This is a genomic window from Flavobacterium tistrianum, assembly GCF_003254545.1.
GTDB classification, from domain to species: domain Bacteria; phylum Bacteroidota; class Bacteroidia; order Flavobacteriales; family Flavobacteriaceae; genus Flavobacterium; species Flavobacterium tistrianum.
The window spans coordinates 210,934-227,152 of the sequence record NZ_QJRH01000071.1 but is presented as its reverse complement, the minus strand read 5'-3'; the positions used below and the strand labels follow the sequence as shown (position 1 = coordinate 227,152).

Below are 16,219 nucleotides of genomic sequence, written 5' to 3'. Positions count from 1 at the left end.
GGCTTAAAAAAAATCTTACAGGTTTCATTTTGACATAAAAAAAACCTCTGCGGTTCGGCAGAGGTTCTATTTATATTTTTATTGAAAAATAATTACAATAGCGTCTCTGCGGAGAACTCCGGCATCTTACAAGACATCATATTGCAAACTGTAAATTTCATTTGTTTCTTTTGTTTTAACGGGGCAAAGTTGCGAACTATTTTTTAATCGACCAAACAAAAAACAAAATATTTTCTATTACCCTATCAAAATAGTATGCTACTGTTAAATTTCTGCTATAAAAAATAAAAAAAGTTGAACTTTAATTTGCAAATCAAAATGGTTTCATACCTTTGCACCCGAAATAGAGGAAAAATTTGAACTGATTGCAACCTCTTCATAATGAAATGGTTTCGTTATGAATGCTGAAAGATTCATTTCAGCAGTAAAAAATGCTAAAGCAGGAACCCTCCTTTAGCCCTTTTTAGCAATTATTTCCTCGCTTAAATTTAAAATTAATACATTTTTATTACATTATTATGGCTTATTTATTTACGTCAGAATCTGTTAGTGAAGGGCATCCAGACAAAGTTGCAGATCAAATTTCGGACGCTTTAATTGACAACTTTTTGGCATTTGATGCTGACTCAAAAGTTGCTTGTGAAACATTAGTTACAACTGGTCAGGTTATTTTGGCAGGTGAAGTAAAATCGAATACTTATCTAGATGTACAGCAAATTGCACGTGAGGTAATCCGTAAAATTGGATATACTAAAAGTGAATATATGTTTGAAGCGAATTCTTGTGGAATTCTTTCGGCTATTCACGAGCAATCTGCAGATATTAACCAAGGTGTTGACAGAGCTAAGCCAGAAGAGCAAGGTGCTGGTGACCAAGGAATGATGTTTGGTTATGCTACAAACGAAACTGAAAACTACATGCCTTTGGCATTAGATTTATCTCATAAATTATTACAAGAATTAGCAATTTTAAGACGTGAAAACAAAGAAATCACGTATTTACGTCCAGATGCTAAATCTCAAGTAACTTTAGAATATAGCGACGATAACAAACCAACTCGTATTGATGCAATTGTTATCTCAACTCAGCACGATGATTTTGATGAAGAGGCTGCAATGTTGGCTAAAATCAAAAAAGATATCATCGAAATCTTGATTCCTAGAATTATCGCTAAAAACCCAGAGCACGCTCACTTATTTAACGATAAAATCAACTACCATATTAATCCAACAGGAAAATTCGTTATTGGAGGACCTCACGGAGACACTGGTTTAACAGGAAGAAAAATCATTGTTGATACTTACGGTGGAAAAGGTGCTCACGGTGGTGGTGCATTCTCTGGAAAAGATCCAAGTAAAGTGGACAGAAGTGCTGCTTATGCAACTCGTCATATCGCTAAAAACTTAGTTGCTGCTGGTGTTGCTGACGAAATCTTAGTTCAGGTTTCTTACGCAATCGGAGTTGCTGAGCCAATGGGTATTTTCATTGAAACTTACGGAACTTCTAAAGTAAACTTAACTAACGGTGAAATCGCTAAAAAAGTAGAAGCTATCTTTGATATGCGTCCTTACTTTATCGAGCAACGTTTAAAATTAAGAAACCCAATCTACAGCGAAACTGCTGCTTACGGACACATGGGACGTAAACCAGAAACGGTTACTAAAACTTTCTCTGCTCCAGGCGGAAATGAAAAAACAGTTACTGTTGAATTGTTTACATGGGAAAAACTTGATTTTGTTGACCAAGTAAAAGCTGCATTTGGATTGTAATTCAGACTTATAGACTAACTTAGATTATTAGACATCTTAGATTAGCTAAACAGAAAAAGCCGATTTCTAATTCTAGAAATCGGCTTTTATTTTATACTGATAATTCTTTATTAATATGTTCCGTTACTCATTTTAGTTAAAACTTCTTTCATTTGATTTGCAGTTTCTTCATCAACATCACTAGTAATATATTTTACTGCTAAAACCTGTGTTTCAATAGCTTTTTGTGTCTGTCCATCTTTATAATACAATTGCGCTAAAGTGTCTAAATAGTACGGATTGTTTTTAGATATTACCAAGCTATATTCAGACCATTTAATTGCTTCTTTAATAAAGTTTGAATTCTGTGGTTTTAATACCACTGTCCATGCTGCATTGTTGCAAATATCCGAATGGTAAAGCTTAAACGAACTCCATCCATCATAAGAATAACTTGAGCTAGAATCTAAACCTCCAAAAATAGCGTCTAATTTTTCAATCGGACTTGGTCCTGCTAATGTATTATCAAAATACATATTAAACTCTCTTAAATAAGTTATGTTAGAACCATCTTTTTCTTCAATCTGGCTTAAATAGTAGAAGTAATTTCTATAAACATCAAAATTCCCTTTTCCAGAAGCAATGATTTTCTTATAAATTGAATTGATTTTTTCTTTATTCATTTCTCCAGAAACTCCATCTTGAGAAAGATACAGATTTTGCTGCAATGCATCTGAAATTTCAGAAACCATATTTCCAACGGTATGAAGTTCTCCTTGTTTACTATTAAAATCAGCACGATTATTTTCAATATCTTCTGAGTGATTTAGCAAATAATCGATAGCTAAGAAATCTGTATCATTTAGAATTCTGTCTGTACTGAAAAGCTGTTTTGTAAATCCTTGATTTTTGATTTCTTTTATAATAGTCTCAGCCAAATACATGTTTACGGCTTTATCTTTTTGATGTGCCTCAATCAATTTTTTCCATGTTTGAGCTACTTCTTTTTGGTTTAAAGCCGTTTTTGTAATTACAAAATCAGTAGAATTAGGATCGCTTACTGAATAATCTGAATCATAATCATAAGATGTTTCTAATAAAGCGGCTTTATTAAAAGCATTAATTGAGTCTGCATCTGAAGCTTTTTTGTTCTTTAAAACTTTATCTATAGAAAGAAACGCATTTGCTTTTTGAAGCCTCTTATAAAAATCACCATAGTAGCTAAACTGATATTGCTGTGTTGTTAAATCTGATTTTGCAACAGCAAGTACATCACCGTTTTCGTTTAAAACCAATACGCTCGGATCATTGGTTATTTTATTGTTTTTTAGCCATTTTTTATCATCGGCTCCAGCCAAATAATAATTGTAAGTATCATACAGTGCATTATACGAATCATACATATTATATCCAGTCTGTGTTTCCTGTTCTTTTACAAAAGCATCAAAACCTTCTTTTGCTTTTTTGTTTTTGCTGTCAACCACAACAACCAAAAATTTATTGCTGGCTGTTTTTGTAGATTCTATTGCCTTTTTTAAATTGTCCTCAATTTTTAACTTAAAATCATATTTGGTATAAGAAGCAGTAGCATCAACAGGATATGCCGATCCTGCTACTGCTGCAGTGTCTATTAAATTATTTCCAACACTATCTACAGCAAAGCCTCCATAAGAATCAGAATCTTTCCCTGGATAAGTCCAATTTGTAACAGATTGAGTTTCTATCGGAACTACTATTGGAGTTTTAGCTGGCTTCTCATCTTTTTCGTTCACAAATACTAAAGGATCTTTTCCTGCTTGATCAGAAATTCTCAATTCTTTTGTTTTCTTATCAAAAGATCCTGCAAGATTTAAATCGTTCAGAATTGCAAGATCATAGCTAATCGTCACTTCTGAAACATCTTTTGGCAATGCAAATTTATTAACATCGCTTTTTCCATTATAGTCTTCGTAAACCAAATAAAGAAAATCAGTCTTATCTATTTCGAACTCTAAATCATCTTTAGTCCATTCAGGATCTTCTTTCGTTTTAATATCAGAAACTCTCTGGTATTGTACTGCTTCTGTCCCTTTTTGAGTTCCTATGTAAAACGAATAGTATGATGGATTCAAAAACTTAATCTTAACTTTTTTAGCATTTTTATCTTTAACAAAAGAAAGATCAAATCTATTATTTACGGTATTTTTGCTTTTTAAGAAAACTAGCGAATCTCCTTTAATCTCATATCCTCCTGAATAAAAAACCAATTCATACTTATTATCATCCAATAAATTCAATTTGATTTTTCCTCCTTTATTTGTAGATAAATAAGTTCCCTTTTCTATTCCATTTGTTTGGGCGAAAGAGATAGAAATTCCAGCAAACAGGAGTGATATACTCCAAATAAAATTGCGCATAACTACATTTTTGTTGTTAATAATATAGCGCAAAGATATTTGATTCTTCTTTAAACAAATCACAAAAGATGATAATCTTGCAATTAAAATACTACAAATTATATTTCATTGAAAATATGATATAACGTGGCTGTACAGTATATTGAGAAACCCTTGTAGAGAACTGTGAGAAGCTGTCGTCGTTAAGATATTTTGTGTTCAACAGATTGGTTGCCGAGATTTTATACTCCCATTTACTATTCTTTTTCTGGTAAATTAAACTAGCGCTTAAAAAATCATATTCGTTATCAACCGTTTTATCTCCATTATAATAATGATAGAATTCGTATTCTGAAACAAAAGAAAAACTATCCAAGAAATAATAATCTAACCTTGCAAATGGTTTATCAGTATAAAAAGTTGAACCGCTGTATTTATTGACCAAAAGATTATACCCAAATTCTATATTTGGAAGGTTTTTATAATTTGTTGAAGCTCGTAAAGTATAACTCTGACTGAAACTCTCTGTTGTTGACAATTGATTGTTCTGAATATTATTGAATTTTGACCAATTAAAAGTTGCATTTGCAGAGGCTTTATAATTCTTTAAAAACGAACGCCCATAATTTCCCATTCCTATAAAAGTCTCATCAGCTAAATTGGAATTGTACGGAACAGAAGACTGATTAATTCCGTCAAAATTGGCTTTTGTTTTAATAGCATCTACTTTTCTTGTATAAGTTGCATTGGCAAAAATGTTCTCGAAATTGAACATATTATACTTAAAATAACGAAGCGAATGCACTTGAGAAGTCGCATTTTCTAAGAAACGGTTTCCGCGAAATAAACTGCTATAATTAGACAAAACATAACCCGAAGCCAACTGATTGATATCTGTAAAATCATTTGTTAGCGAAAAATTATACGTCAATGTTTCTGATTTCTTGATTTGATACAAAGCAAAGAAATCTGGAAGCACTTTCGTGAAATTCTGAGAATAATCGGTTCCTAATTGTCCGTTTGTCATTTGATAAGTATGAAGACTTACACCAGGTGTCAGAGTAAATTTTCCTGTGAGGATTTTATAATGAAAACCTAAAAAAGCATCATTAAAACGATAATCTACATCATTATTATTTTCAACGTCATTCAAATCATTTCTTGTTCCATTATCCAACATTTGGAAAATGTGAGAATTAAAGTTCTGATATGAATACGTATTTCCTAAAGTAATATTGAAATTACTTTTTGGCGTAACCATATAATAATAATCTAGTTTTGCATCCAATTTATTGGTTTTTACAAATCGGTCTTGATTATAATCATTTCTGTTTTGTCCCGACATATATCCTGATAAATCAAAAGGAAGTGTTTGCAGATTAGCATTATAAAAAGGATTTTCGTCCTGATATAAATGCTGCATTTCAAAAGCAAAGATATTTTTAGTGCTTTGCGTGTAATACAAACTCAAATTCTGATTAATCGAAGTAGGATCTTGTTTTTTTGTTGTAAAAATATCTTCTGAAGTCGCAACGTTTTGAACAATCTGTTCTCTAAACAAATCTGAGTATTCTTCTTGTTTGGTAAGTTTTGTCAAAATATCATAATCAAACTGAAATTTGTCACTTGGCTTATAGGTTGAACTTAATTTAAAAAGTCCCAAATTATTTTTTTGGCTGGTATTTTCGTTACTTTTCTGCTGATCTCCAGAATCTAAAATGGTTGTTTGAGACTTGGTTTCTAAATCGGTTTTTGAAGTTGAAAGAATTCCAAAACCGCTAATATTCCAAGCTTTATTTACAGAATAAGCAAAGTTTGTTGCGCCAAATTTGGTTTCAATTTCTTTTGCTCGATTATTTCTGAGCAGTGAAATTCCTAAATCATTTGAAGAGACATTAAAACTGCTCCCTCCTTTTTTCATCACGTTTTTAAATCCTCCTGTGAACTTAAAATAATCCTGAGCGGTAAGAGGCAATTCGCCAATATTATTAAAATTGGTAATTAAATTAATACTGTATTTCGGGCTGTAGTAGAACAGTTTCGGATTAATGATATATCGGCTGTCCAATTCTGCAACTCCAATTCCTGCAGTAACGTCTCCAAACCAAAAGTTCTTTTTTCCTTCTTTCAGTTTAATGTTCATCGCCACATTTTCCTGATCGTTTTCTAAACCTTTTAACTGACTTATTTCATTATAATTTCTTAAAACCTGAACTTTATCAATAGCATCGGCAGGAATATTTTTAACGCCTAATTTGGTATCTCCGTCAAAAAAATCTTTTCCCTCAACCATCAATTTACTGACTTTTTTCCCTTCCACTTCAATTTCTCCGTCAGCATTTACCTCAACTCCCGGAAGTTTCTTCAAGACATCTTCAAGCTTTTTTTCGGTTCCCGATTTAAAAGAATCAGCATTATAAACAATTGTGTCACCTTTTATAGAAACAGGCATTTCGCGTACAATTTCAACACCTTCCAATTCGATTCCTGCACCATCCAAAACAATATTCTGAGTCATGTTTTCGGACTTAGTCGATACTACCATTTCTTTAGATTTCATTCCCAAATAACTTATTTTAATGGTATAAGCTGTATTGGGTTTTAAAGTCAGCTGAAACTTTCCTTTATCATTGGTAATCCCATAAGAATCCATTGCTTTTGTGCCGTTATTAATTGCCATAATATTGGCCATTTCTAACGGATTTTTCTGTTCGTCCTGAATCAAACCATCAAAACGGACACTTTGAGAAAAGGAAATAGAAGTAAAAAGTATGGCAAATAAAAAAAGTATCTTATTCATGATAAGAATATTGAAAGTTTGGATTTTGGATTTTGAAAATTGGAATTTTAAAGATATTATCTTCCCATTGGAGGTGGTGGCCCGCCTGCACGGCCACGATTCATCTCTCTAAATTCTTCCATCTTTTTAATTACCGTTTCGTCATATTCTTTCTGAGAAATTACTTTTCCTTTTTTAGAAGGTTTTATTTCTACTTTATCTTTTGCATTTAAGACAATTTTTGAACACAAGATCGTAGTTGTTCCATCATTGATTTCCAAGATTAAACCTGGAAGTCCCCAATAATTTTCTGGTCCTTGATTGATCGGGATTTCTGGTGTATACCAAGCTGTTACGACAATTTCTTTTGGTATTTCAAAATTGTCTGCAAAATTGGTCTTTGTCTCACCCGAAGTCTTTTTTACTTCATCCTTTTTATCGTCATTGTTTTTAGGTCTAAAGTTTCTGAAATCGGTTTTACTTGCCTGTTTTACGGCTGTCGCTTTGAAGCAATTGTAACCACCAATTTGTTTGGTTTCCTGTTCTAGTTTCCAGTTTAATTTTGGAAGAGAATCTACAACAAGAAATTCCTTGCCCATAAACTCTTTATCGACCGTATAGGTTTTTGTTTTTACATCTTTATAAAAAGTACCACCGCCTCCAGTAAGTGAACCAAACATCATGCGAAAACCTCCTTGCTGTTGGCCAGGCGTTTCTAGTTTTTCTTCTTCTTTATAAATTGATGCTGCTTTATCGAAATTTAAAATGAATGTTTTTTCGAGCATTTTTTTCATACGCTCTTCCATATTTTTCTGCATTTCTGGCGTAATATCCCTATTCCCACGCATGCCTTCAAATTTTGGCGCTTGTGTTTTTGACTCGTAAACAGCCATTCCTTGAAAATCTTTTTGCGCTTGAATTTGCATAGAAACAAGCAGTAAAGTCATATAAAAAAATATCTTTTTCATTTCATTTTCTTTAAGTGAGTAAATCCGACAAAACTTACATTCAAATGTATTATTTATTTTAAAATTCAAAAAACTAAATATATAAACTGCGCTAAGGTATAGATAGAACCGCTTATTTTTTAGACTATTAGAATTAAAAAAGGTTTAAGACTCAAAATTGAAATTTTAAGAAGAGTTTTTTGTAATTTGGTACTCTTATAAAATAATTTCTAATGCGTAAAATGGTGCAAAAAATTGTATTTTCTTTATTTCTTTTCTGCACTTTTCATGCGCTTTCAGCTCAAGATTTGAACATAAGTCCAAGTTTAATTTCACAATATAAAAACACTTCTGATACTTTTTTAGGATATGATGCGTTTGGATATTCGTATCAGATAATGAATAATGTTTTTAGTAAGATTAAAGGAAAAGAAATCTTTGAATACAAAAATGTTTCTTTAGGAAAAATCACGAAAGTTGATCTTCAGAATCCGTTAAAGATTGTATTGTTTTATGAAGATTTCAATAGTGTCGTTTTATTAGACAATCAATTAAATAAAATGACTGAAATTAATTTTTCGCAGAATGCAACTCCAATTGTAGTAAGTGCGATCGGAATGTCTACTCAAAATCAGTTGTGGATTTACAATACTTTAAATCAGCAGATTGGTCTTTTTGATTATTTAAAAAATGAATACAAAACGGTTTCAATTCCGTTGACAGAATCCATCCAATATTATCAAACTGATTTTAATACTTTCTATTGGATTGACAAGAAAAATAATTGGTACTCTTGCGACATTTTTGGAAAGATAACTTCATTAGGAAAAATTGCTGATTTTGATAGAATTTCTATCGTTAACTCTTCTCAATATCTTTTCGCTAAGGATAATTTATTGTATTTTAAAGGGTTTAATAAATCAAATTCTGAGGTAATTTCTGAAATTAAAGTTTTAGAAAAAACCTTTGACAATTTTTATTACAAAGACCAAATTTTATCTATTTTTACAGCTACAGATATATCAAATTATAAAATCGTAACACCGTAATGCACATAGCAATAGCAGGAAACATAGGCGCAGGAAAAACAACTTTGACCAAATTATTGGCGAAACATTTCAAATGGGAACCTCATTATGAAGATGTAGTTGATAATCCGTACTTGGATGATTTCTACCATCAGATGGAACGCTGGTCATTTAATCTTCAGATTTATTTCCTAAACAGCCGTTTTCGTCAAGTGCAGCAAATTCGCGAAAGTGGAAAAAAAATCATTCAGGACAGAACGATTTATGAAGATGCACATATTTTCGCTCCCAATTTATATGCAATGGGATTAATGACAAGCCGTGATTTTGAAAATTACACGTCTCTGTTCGAATTGATGGAATCATTGGTTAAAGCTCCAGATTTATTGATTTATTTAAGAAGTTCAATTCCGAATCTAGTTGGCCAGATTCACAAACGCGGACGCGAATACGAAAACTCTATTTCTATTGATTATCTAAGCCGTTTGAACGAAAGATACGAAGCTTGGATTCAGACTTATAGTAAAGGAAAATTACTAATCATTGACGTTGACAACATTAATTTTGTTGACAATCCTGAGGACTTAGGAGATATTATTAATAAAATTGATGCTGAACTGAACGGATTGTTTTAAAACAAAGATTACACGAATTTACACGAAATAAAAAAAGCCTCTAAAATAATTTTAGAGGCTTTTCTGTTTGAAGAAACTTTGTCAAAGTTTTAAACTTTGACAAAGCTATAATTATTTCGCAGCTTCAACTTTTGCTAAAACTTCTTCTTCAGTTCCTTCAAAAACTTCAGTTGTTGTTTTTCCATCTACTGTTTTAGTAACAGTTCCTGTAGTTTTTCCGTTAATATTTTTAACCTCAACACGAACTGATTGACTTTCTGTATGAGAGTATTTTCCGTTTGTATCAAAATGAGCCAGACATTTGGCAGTTTCTTCTTCAGAACAGCCTTTTTCTTTGCACATTTTAATGCATTCTTCTTTTGTCATTCCAGACATATCGCCGCATTTCGACATTCCTGCATGCATTTCTGTTTTAGCACAGCAAGAAGCTTTTCCAGCAATATCTGACGGAGCGTGACCTTCTCCCAAAATCGGAGCAATTACCAATCCGATTAAGCAAGTCAATTTGATTAAAATATTCATAGATGGCCCAGAAGTATCCTTAAACGGATCTCCAACTGTATCTCCAGTTACCGCCGCTTTGTGCGCATCAGAACCTTTATAAGTCATTTCGCCATTAATCATAACTCCTGCCTCAAAAGATTTTTTAGCATTATCCCAAGCACCTCCTGCATTATTTTGGAAAACGGCCCAAAGTACTCCAGAAACTGTAACTCCAGCCATATATCCACCTAACATTTCAGCAATTAATTGATTGTTATCTGAGTACACTAATTTTCCAATCAAAACAATAGCAATAGGAAAACCAATCGTTAAAACTCCTGGAAGCATCATTTCGCGTAAAGCGGCTTTTGTAGAAATCTCAACACATTTTCCGTATTCTGGTTTTCCTGTTCCTTCCATAATTCCAGCAATTTCTTTGAACTGGCGACGAACTTCATACACCATATCCATTGCCGCTTTTCCAACAGAATTCATTGCCAAAGCAGAGAAAACCACCGGAATCATACCACCAACAAATAACATCGCTAAAACTGGTGCTTTAAAAATATTAATTCCGTCGATTCCTGTAAAAGTTACGTAAGCCGCAAATAAAGCTAATGAAGTTAAAGCCGCAGAAGCAATCGCAAATCCTTTTCCTGTTGCCGCTGTTGTATTTCCTACTGAATCTAAAATATCAGTTCTTGTACGAACCTCTTTAGGCAATTCGCTCATTTCGGCGATTCCACCAGCGTTATCCGAAATTGGCCCGAAAGCATCAATTGCCAATTGCATTGCCGTTGTTGCCATCATAGCTGAAGCCGCTAGCGCCACTCCATAAAATCCTGCCAATACATAAGAAATCCAAATTGCGATGGCAAACAATAATACGGTTGGAAAAGTAGAAATCATTCCCGTTGCCAAACCTGCAATTACGTTTGTTCCCGCTCCTGTAGACGATTTTTGAACGATTGCCAAAACTGGTTTTGTTCCTAATCCTGTATAATATTCTGTCACTGATGAAATAGCTCCACCAACCACTAATCCGACTAAAGTTGCATAGAAAACACGCAATGATGAAATCGCTTTTGAACCTTCACCAAAGAAAGTCATCTGCATGGTTTCTGGAAGCATGTGCTGCACTAAAAAGAAACAAGCTACAGCTGTTAAAACAATAGAAACCCAGTTTCCTATATTTAAAGCTTTCTGCACTTGTGCTTCTTTAGCATTATCATCAGATATTTTTACTAAAGTTGTTCCAATAATGGAGAATAAAATTCCGAAACCGGCAATTGCCATTGGAAGTAAAATTGGTCCAATTCCGCCAAAAGCGTCGTTAATGCTTCCGCCCATATCTTTTATTACATAGTTTCCTAGAACCATTGCCGCAAGAACGGTTGCTACATAAGACCCAAATAAATCGGCTCCCATACCTGCAACGTCTCCAACGTTATCTCCTACGTTATCTGCAATTGTAGCGGGATTACGAGGATCATCTTCAGGAATTCCCGCTTCAACTTTACCTACCAAATCGGCTCCAACGTCGGCAGCTTTTGTATAGATTCCTCCTCCCACTCTGGCAAACAATGCGATAGATTCTGCTCCAAGTGAAAATCCTGCAAGAGTTTCTAAAACAACTGTCATAGTATCAGTATCTTTCCAAACTCCACCAGAAAACAAATGAAAGAAAATGATAAAAAAGGAAGTTAAACCTAAAACTGCTAATCCAGCAACGCCAAGTCCCATTACGGTTCCACCACCAAAAGAAACTTTTAAAGCTTGCGGTAAACTTGAACGAGCTGCTTGAGTGGTTCTAACGTTTGTTTTTGTTGCTATTTTCATTCCCATATTTCCTGCTAAAGCAGAGAAAAATGCACCAAAAATAAATGCAATTACGATTAATAAATGTGTTTTTACTCCTGGAATAAAAGTAATTCCTGCCAAAGCTAAACTGGCAATAATTACAAAGATGGTTAATAGTTTGTATTCGGCTTTTAGAAAGGCTAAGGCTCCTTCGTAGATGTAATCTGAAATCTCTTTCATCTTACCGTCTCCAGCGTCTTGTTTTAAAACCCAAGTCCTTTTTATTCCCATGAAAAGTAATCCTAAAACTGCCATTATAATAGGCAGGTAAATCATAAATGCATTCATAATATTTTATTGGTTTTGGTTAATAGTCAACAATCTAACTGAACGAATTTAAACAAAAAAGCAATACTCCTGACGGCAGTATTGCTTTTTTTATAATAGAATAAGGTTAAAATTATTTAATGCTAAATAATCCAGCCGGTTTATTTTCAATGTCATCAAAACGTTTTGTACACTCAGCGATAATATCGTAAGCTTCTTTTACGTCTCCCCATCCTTCTACGTCTACTTTTTTGTTTTCAAGATCTTTGTAAACTTGGAAAAAGTGCTCGATTTCTTTTACTAAGTGTGGGTTGATATCAGAAAGGTCATTTAATGAATTCCAGATTGGATCTGAAACTGGTACACAAATAATTTTCTCGTCTGGTCCTTTATCATCTGCCATGTGGAAAACACCAATTGGTTTTACTTCCATAACACATCCAGGGAAAGTTGGTTCGTTTACCAAAACTAATACGTCAAGAGGATCACCATCCAAAGCTAAAGTTTCCGGAATAAATCCGTAATCTGCTGGGTACATCATTGAAGAGAATAACATTCTGTCGAAACGCATTCTTTTAATTTCAAAATCGTACTCGTATTTATTTCTGCTTCCTCTTGGTATTTCGATCAATACATCGAAAGTCGTTAATTTGTCTGCGGTCATTTTCGTTTTTTATTGTTTCTATAATTTCGGTTGCAAAAATAACTAAAGAATCTAGTTTTACAATAAAAAACAAGGTTAAATTATGCGCATTAAAGTTTAAAAAACAAGCATTTAATAGGTAATTGTTCTATTTCTTTTTTTCAGGTAATAATGCCACAGCAAATAGGTCGCATAAGATCGATATGGACTCCATTGTTCTGCATGAATTTCCATTTCTTCTTTATCATGGATATTCAATAATTCTTTGATGGTATTAATAACTGCAATATCACCAAGCGGAATCAAATCAGGTTCTTCCAAACAAAACATCAAATAAATATCGATCGTCCAATTTCCAATTCCTTTTAATTTAATAAGTTCTTCGCGAACCTGTTTGGGAGGTTTTGAACCTAAACTTTCAATATCTAGTTCTTTGTTTAAAACCGCTTCTGATAAAATCTTAATATACTTTGTTTTCTGACGGCTTACTCCAAGACTTCTAAATTCTTCATCAGAAAGAATAGCCATGTTTTCAGGATTACAAGTTGTAAAAGCTTTGATTTTTAAGAATATGGCTTTCGCCGAATCTATAGAAACCTGCTGCTCAAGAATTAATAAAACCAAAGTTTCAAATCCAGGCGGGCGCCTCGGAATTGGTGGCAATCCGTATTTTTCAATAATTTCTAAAAATATTGGATTTTTAGAGGAAAGAAAATTTATGGCTTCTTGCATGATTATGGTTTTCGAAAGTAAATCAAATTTAAGAAAAATGAAGTTAGTTCTCGCAAAGTCGCCAAGTCGCGAAGTTTTTTTATCTCTCGCAGATTTTGCAGATTAAGCAGATAAAAATCTGATCTGGAATCTCAATGATTATCAAAAGCTAGAAAAAAAAATCGCAAAGATTTAAAACCTTTGCGACTTTGTAACTTTGAGCCTTTGCACCTTTTTAAAAATAAAATCCGAAAGATCCTTTTACTGCAAATTTATGAGCATCTGGCATATCTAGATAATTTCCTCTCCAAGAAAAATCAATACGGAAGACTTTGAAGATATTTCCAATTCCCGCATGATATTCATAATACACTTTTTCAGGAGCATTGTAAGGTAATCCTGAAGCATTTATAGCGCGGTTGGCATCAGAAATTGTTCCGTGGACAGCTCTAACTCCAATATATTCTCTCCAATTCAGTTTTCTCATAAACGGAACTCGGGCGAACAATCTTCCTCCAAAATCATGATTCCACTGTAATGTTGTATATTGATCAGTAACAAATTCGTAGAAATTTAAGTTACTGAATGTATTCTCGATTGTAAAATAAGTCTGGTTACCTGGTATTACACTCATCAAACCTAACGGAATGGTGCCAAAAGTTTTTCCTGTTTCAACAATAATATTCGATCTCCCTAAAGGCCCTATAATGATAGGCTGTTTGTAGAAAACTTGAATTTTTTCGTACGCAAAATCACTATCAAAAACCCCCTTCAAACCATAGCTGAAATTCACAAAGAAATGGCTAAAAGGACTATCGACTAAATTTCTTTCTACACCATAACCAATAGTTTTTCTGTTTGGCATAAACTCAAACTGAATATTGGCTTCTGATTGTTTTACCGTACTTTCTACAACTCCTGCTGGATTTTCGGGAGTTGGCAAAGTGGTATAGTAATCTAAACTAAATGTTTTTGAGGCCGATTCTAATGTTCGATAAGAAAGACCTGCTTGTACTATAAAGTTCTTTTTAGGCTCCATTTCAACAGAAATATTGCTCAAATTGATATTGGTTAGTTTTCCATTACTTCCTGTTGTAAACAAGGCCGAAGACGCAAAACTTCGTCCTAAAATGTCATTCGTAGTGGTTAAACTCGCTCCAATTTGCTCAATATCACGCCTATTTCCTCCAGAAATTATAACACGGTTTTTCTTGTCAACCATCCATTTTCCAGAAACACCATATTTGAATTTATTATCATCAAATCCATAAGCCGTATAAGCTTGAATACGCCACGGGTCGTTTGGCCCAAAATAGGTTCTTCCTCCTACTCTTAACCTTATACCTTCGACTTCATTATAACCAAAGGTTGAAAATATAGGTCCGTAATCGAAATTTTTAAATTCAATATAACCACTTCCTAAAATCGAGACGAGATTATACAATTGCTTAAAGCGCTTGACGGTTTGGAGCGTGTCAAGCATTTTATAAATTCCTTGTTCGTCTTTATTTAGTTTTTCAAAACGATTTTCTTCCCAGAATTCAGGCGGTCGGTCGTAAACAGCATTGTCTATAAAATTGACTTCTTCTTTATAAAACTTCTCTGGTTTCTGAATATTGAACTTATGATTGCGATATAAAGTTGTTCTTTTACCGTAAACTCCTTTTGATTTTTCCTTTTTATTCAAAGCAAAATCAGACATCATATAATCACGAGTCAAAAGGAAAACAGAATCATTTTCCACTTCAAATTCCTGTTCGATATATATATCTTTTACCCAGTTAATATTGGCACTTTTTGTAACACCCATATTAATTTTCTTGATCGCAAAAGTGGTATCGTTAACCCAAAAATCTCCTTTAAAAGTCAATTCATTTTTACGTCGCGGATAGAAAACAATATTATAACACCATTTTTTATCTACAAATGCACTGTCCTTTAGAACATAATTGTAAACATCGATTCCCGTTCTCGAAAGTGGGCTCGTAAAACTTTTATCAAAAAATTTAAGATGATTGTCGTAAATATTATACTCAGAATAAAGATCTTTTACAAAAGATAAAATCTGTTGATTTCCATTAAAACCAGACATTTTATTTCCTGTTAGGTTTTCTTTTACCTTCTTTAGTTTGTTATCACCATAAACATCATAAACCGATTCGTTTATAAAAATCGGCAAATAGGTTTTTCCTGTAACGTCTGAAGTATCAACGTGGTTAAAAATAAACTCCATTCCTTTAAAAAGCTTATTCTTCATGAATGCACTATCAATAGTGTTCATATCAAATTCCACTTTTTCGTACTTCTGCATCTGATATTGATTGAATTGGTAAAGTCCGTTTTTACGTTTTCTTTCCCATATTTTTCTCAAAATATCTAAAGCTGGATTATTCTTTTTAGAAGTTTTTCCGGTATAAATTACGACTTCGTTAAGCACTTGTTCTTCGAACAAAACAATTTTGAAATTATAATTAACAGCTTTGTCTAAAGGAACCTCCTTGTCTGAAAATCCTGCCGAAGTAACCAAAAGTGCAGTATAAGTATTTGGCGATTCTAAATAGAAACGTCCGTCTTCATTAGAAACGATTCCAATATTAGAACCTTTAAAAACCACATTTGCAAAAGGTATCGGTTGATTGCTTTTGTCCAAAACAACTCCACTCACCTTAGTTTGTGCAGTAGCGACATTCGCAAAAGCAAATAAAAAATATAAGAGAAGTAGAGTTAATTTGTTCATTATAAA

The 16,219-nt window shown here is 33.1% G+C and carries 10 protein-coding genes; 3 read left to right on the top strand and 7 right to left on the bottom strand.

Translation table 11 applies throughout. The annotated features are described in order from the left end of the window. Positions 1-518: 518 nt before the first annotated feature. Entirely contained in the window at positions 519-1,769 is a 1,251-nt protein-coding gene (gene metK, locus DMB71_RS16035) for a methionine adenosyltransferase (RefSeq protein ID WP_111367782.1), read from the top strand. A 110-nt stretch (positions 1,770-1,879) separates the two neighbouring features. Here metK and DMB71_RS16030 read toward each other — a convergent pair whose 3' ends face one another. The 3 genes from DMB71_RS16030 to DMB71_RS16020 all read right to left on the bottom strand — a co-directional run bounded on the left by DMB71_RS16030 (position 1,880) and on the right by DMB71_RS16020 (position 7,870). Continuing rightward, entirely contained in the window at positions 1,880-4,144 is a 2,265-nt protein-coding gene (locus DMB71_RS16030) for a hypothetical protein (protein ID WP_111367780.1), read from the bottom strand. Positions 4,145-4,235: 91 nt separating this feature from the next. Further along, a complete protein-coding gene (locus tag DMB71_RS16025; protein ID WP_111367778.1) occupies positions 4,236-6,923 on the bottom strand; it encodes a carboxypeptidase-like regulatory domain-containing protein in 2,688 nt (895 codons plus the stop codon). Positions 6,924-6,979: 56 nt separating this feature from the next. Further along, complete coding sequence (locus DMB71_RS16020) at positions 6,980-7,870, bottom strand: GLPGLI family protein (protein WP_111367776.1); 891 nt, start codon at positions 7,868-7,870, stop codon at positions 6,980-6,982. Between the two features lie 212 nt (positions 7,871-8,082). Between DMB71_RS16020 and DMB71_RS16015 the strand changes: the two genes are divergently transcribed. Continuing rightward, complete coding sequence (locus DMB71_RS16015; RefSeq protein ID WP_111367774.1) at positions 8,083-8,898, top strand: hypothetical protein; 816 nt, start codon at positions 8,083-8,085, stop codon at positions 8,896-8,898. Beyond that, complete coding sequence (locus DMB71_RS16010; RefSeq protein ID WP_111367772.1) at positions 8,898-9,512, top strand: deoxynucleoside kinase; 615 nt, start codon at positions 8,898-8,900, stop codon at positions 9,510-9,512. Before DMB71_RS16015 ends, DMB71_RS16010 begins: the two co-directional genes overlap by 1 nt. A gap of 111 nt (positions 9,513-9,623) precedes the next feature. Here the strand turns inward: DMB71_RS16010 and DMB71_RS16005 are convergent, their stop codons facing one another. From DMB71_RS16005 to DMB71_RS15990, 4 genes are all read right to left on the bottom strand, one after another. Then, positions 9,624-12,143 carry a sodium-translocating pyrophosphatase gene (locus DMB71_RS16005; protein ID WP_111367770.1) on the bottom strand — a complete coding sequence of 840 codons (2,520 nt, stop codon included), beginning with the start codon at positions 12,141-12,143 and terminating at the stop codon, positions 9,624-9,626. 112 nt (positions 12,144-12,255) lie between these two features. Beyond that, complete coding sequence (locus DMB71_RS16000) at positions 12,256-12,786, bottom strand: inorganic diphosphatase (RefSeq protein WP_111288276.1); 531 nt, start codon at positions 12,784-12,786, stop codon at positions 12,256-12,258. 111 nt (positions 12,787-12,897) lie between these two features. Next, positions 12,898-13,497 carry a DNA-3-methyladenine glycosylase family protein gene (locus DMB71_RS15995; RefSeq protein ID WP_111367768.1) on the bottom strand — a complete coding sequence of 200 codons (600 nt, stop codon included), beginning with the start codon at positions 13,495-13,497 and terminating at the stop codon, positions 12,898-12,900. A 214-nt stretch (positions 13,498-13,711) separates the two neighbouring features. Continuing rightward, positions 13,712-16,213 carry a DUF5686 and carboxypeptidase-like regulatory domain-containing protein gene (locus DMB71_RS15990; RefSeq protein ID WP_111367766.1) on the bottom strand — a complete coding sequence of 834 codons (2,502 nt, stop codon included), beginning with the start codon at positions 16,211-16,213 and terminating at the stop codon, positions 13,712-13,714. Positions 16,214-16,219: the final 6 nt, after the last annotated feature.

Bases quoted from the DNA above. Each gene is read 5' to 3' on its own strand.
- DMB71_RS16030 (WP_111367780.1), bottom strand. From the start codon at position 4,144: ATGCGCAATTTTATTTGGAGTATATCACTCCTGTTTGCTGGAATTTCT.
- DMB71_RS16025 (WP_111367778.1), bottom strand. From the start codon at position 6,923: ATGAATAAGATACTTTTTTTATTTGCCATACTTTTTACTTCTATTTCC.
- DMB71_RS16005 (WP_111367770.1), bottom strand. From the start codon at position 12,143: ATGAATGCATTTATGATTTACCTGCCTATTATAATGGCAGTTTTAGGA.
- DMB71_RS15990 (WP_111367766.1), bottom strand. From the start codon at position 16,213: ATGAACAAATTAACTCTACTTCTCTTATATTTTTTATTTGCTTTTGCG.
- DMB71_RS16015 (WP_111367774.1), top strand. From the start codon at position 8,083: ATGCGTAAAATGGTGCAAAAAATTGTATTTTCTTTATTTCTTTTCTGC.
- metK (WP_111367782.1), top strand. From the start codon at position 519: ATGGCTTATTTATTTACGTCAGAATCTGTTAGTGAAGGGCATCCAGAC.
- DMB71_RS16010 (WP_111367772.1), top strand. From the start codon at position 8,898: ATGCACATAGCAATAGCAGGAAACATAGGCGCAGGAAAAACAACTTTG.
- DMB71_RS16020 (WP_111367776.1), bottom strand. From the start codon at position 7,870: ATGAAAAAGATATTTTTTTATATGACTTTACTGCTTGTTTCTATGCAA.
- DMB71_RS16000 (WP_111288276.1), bottom strand. From the start codon at position 12,786: ATGACCGCAGACAAATTAACGACTTTCGATGTATTGATCGAAATACCA.
- DMB71_RS15995 (WP_111367768.1), bottom strand. From the start codon at position 13,497: ATGCAAGAAGCCATAAATTTTCTTTCCTCTAAAAATCCAATATTTTTA.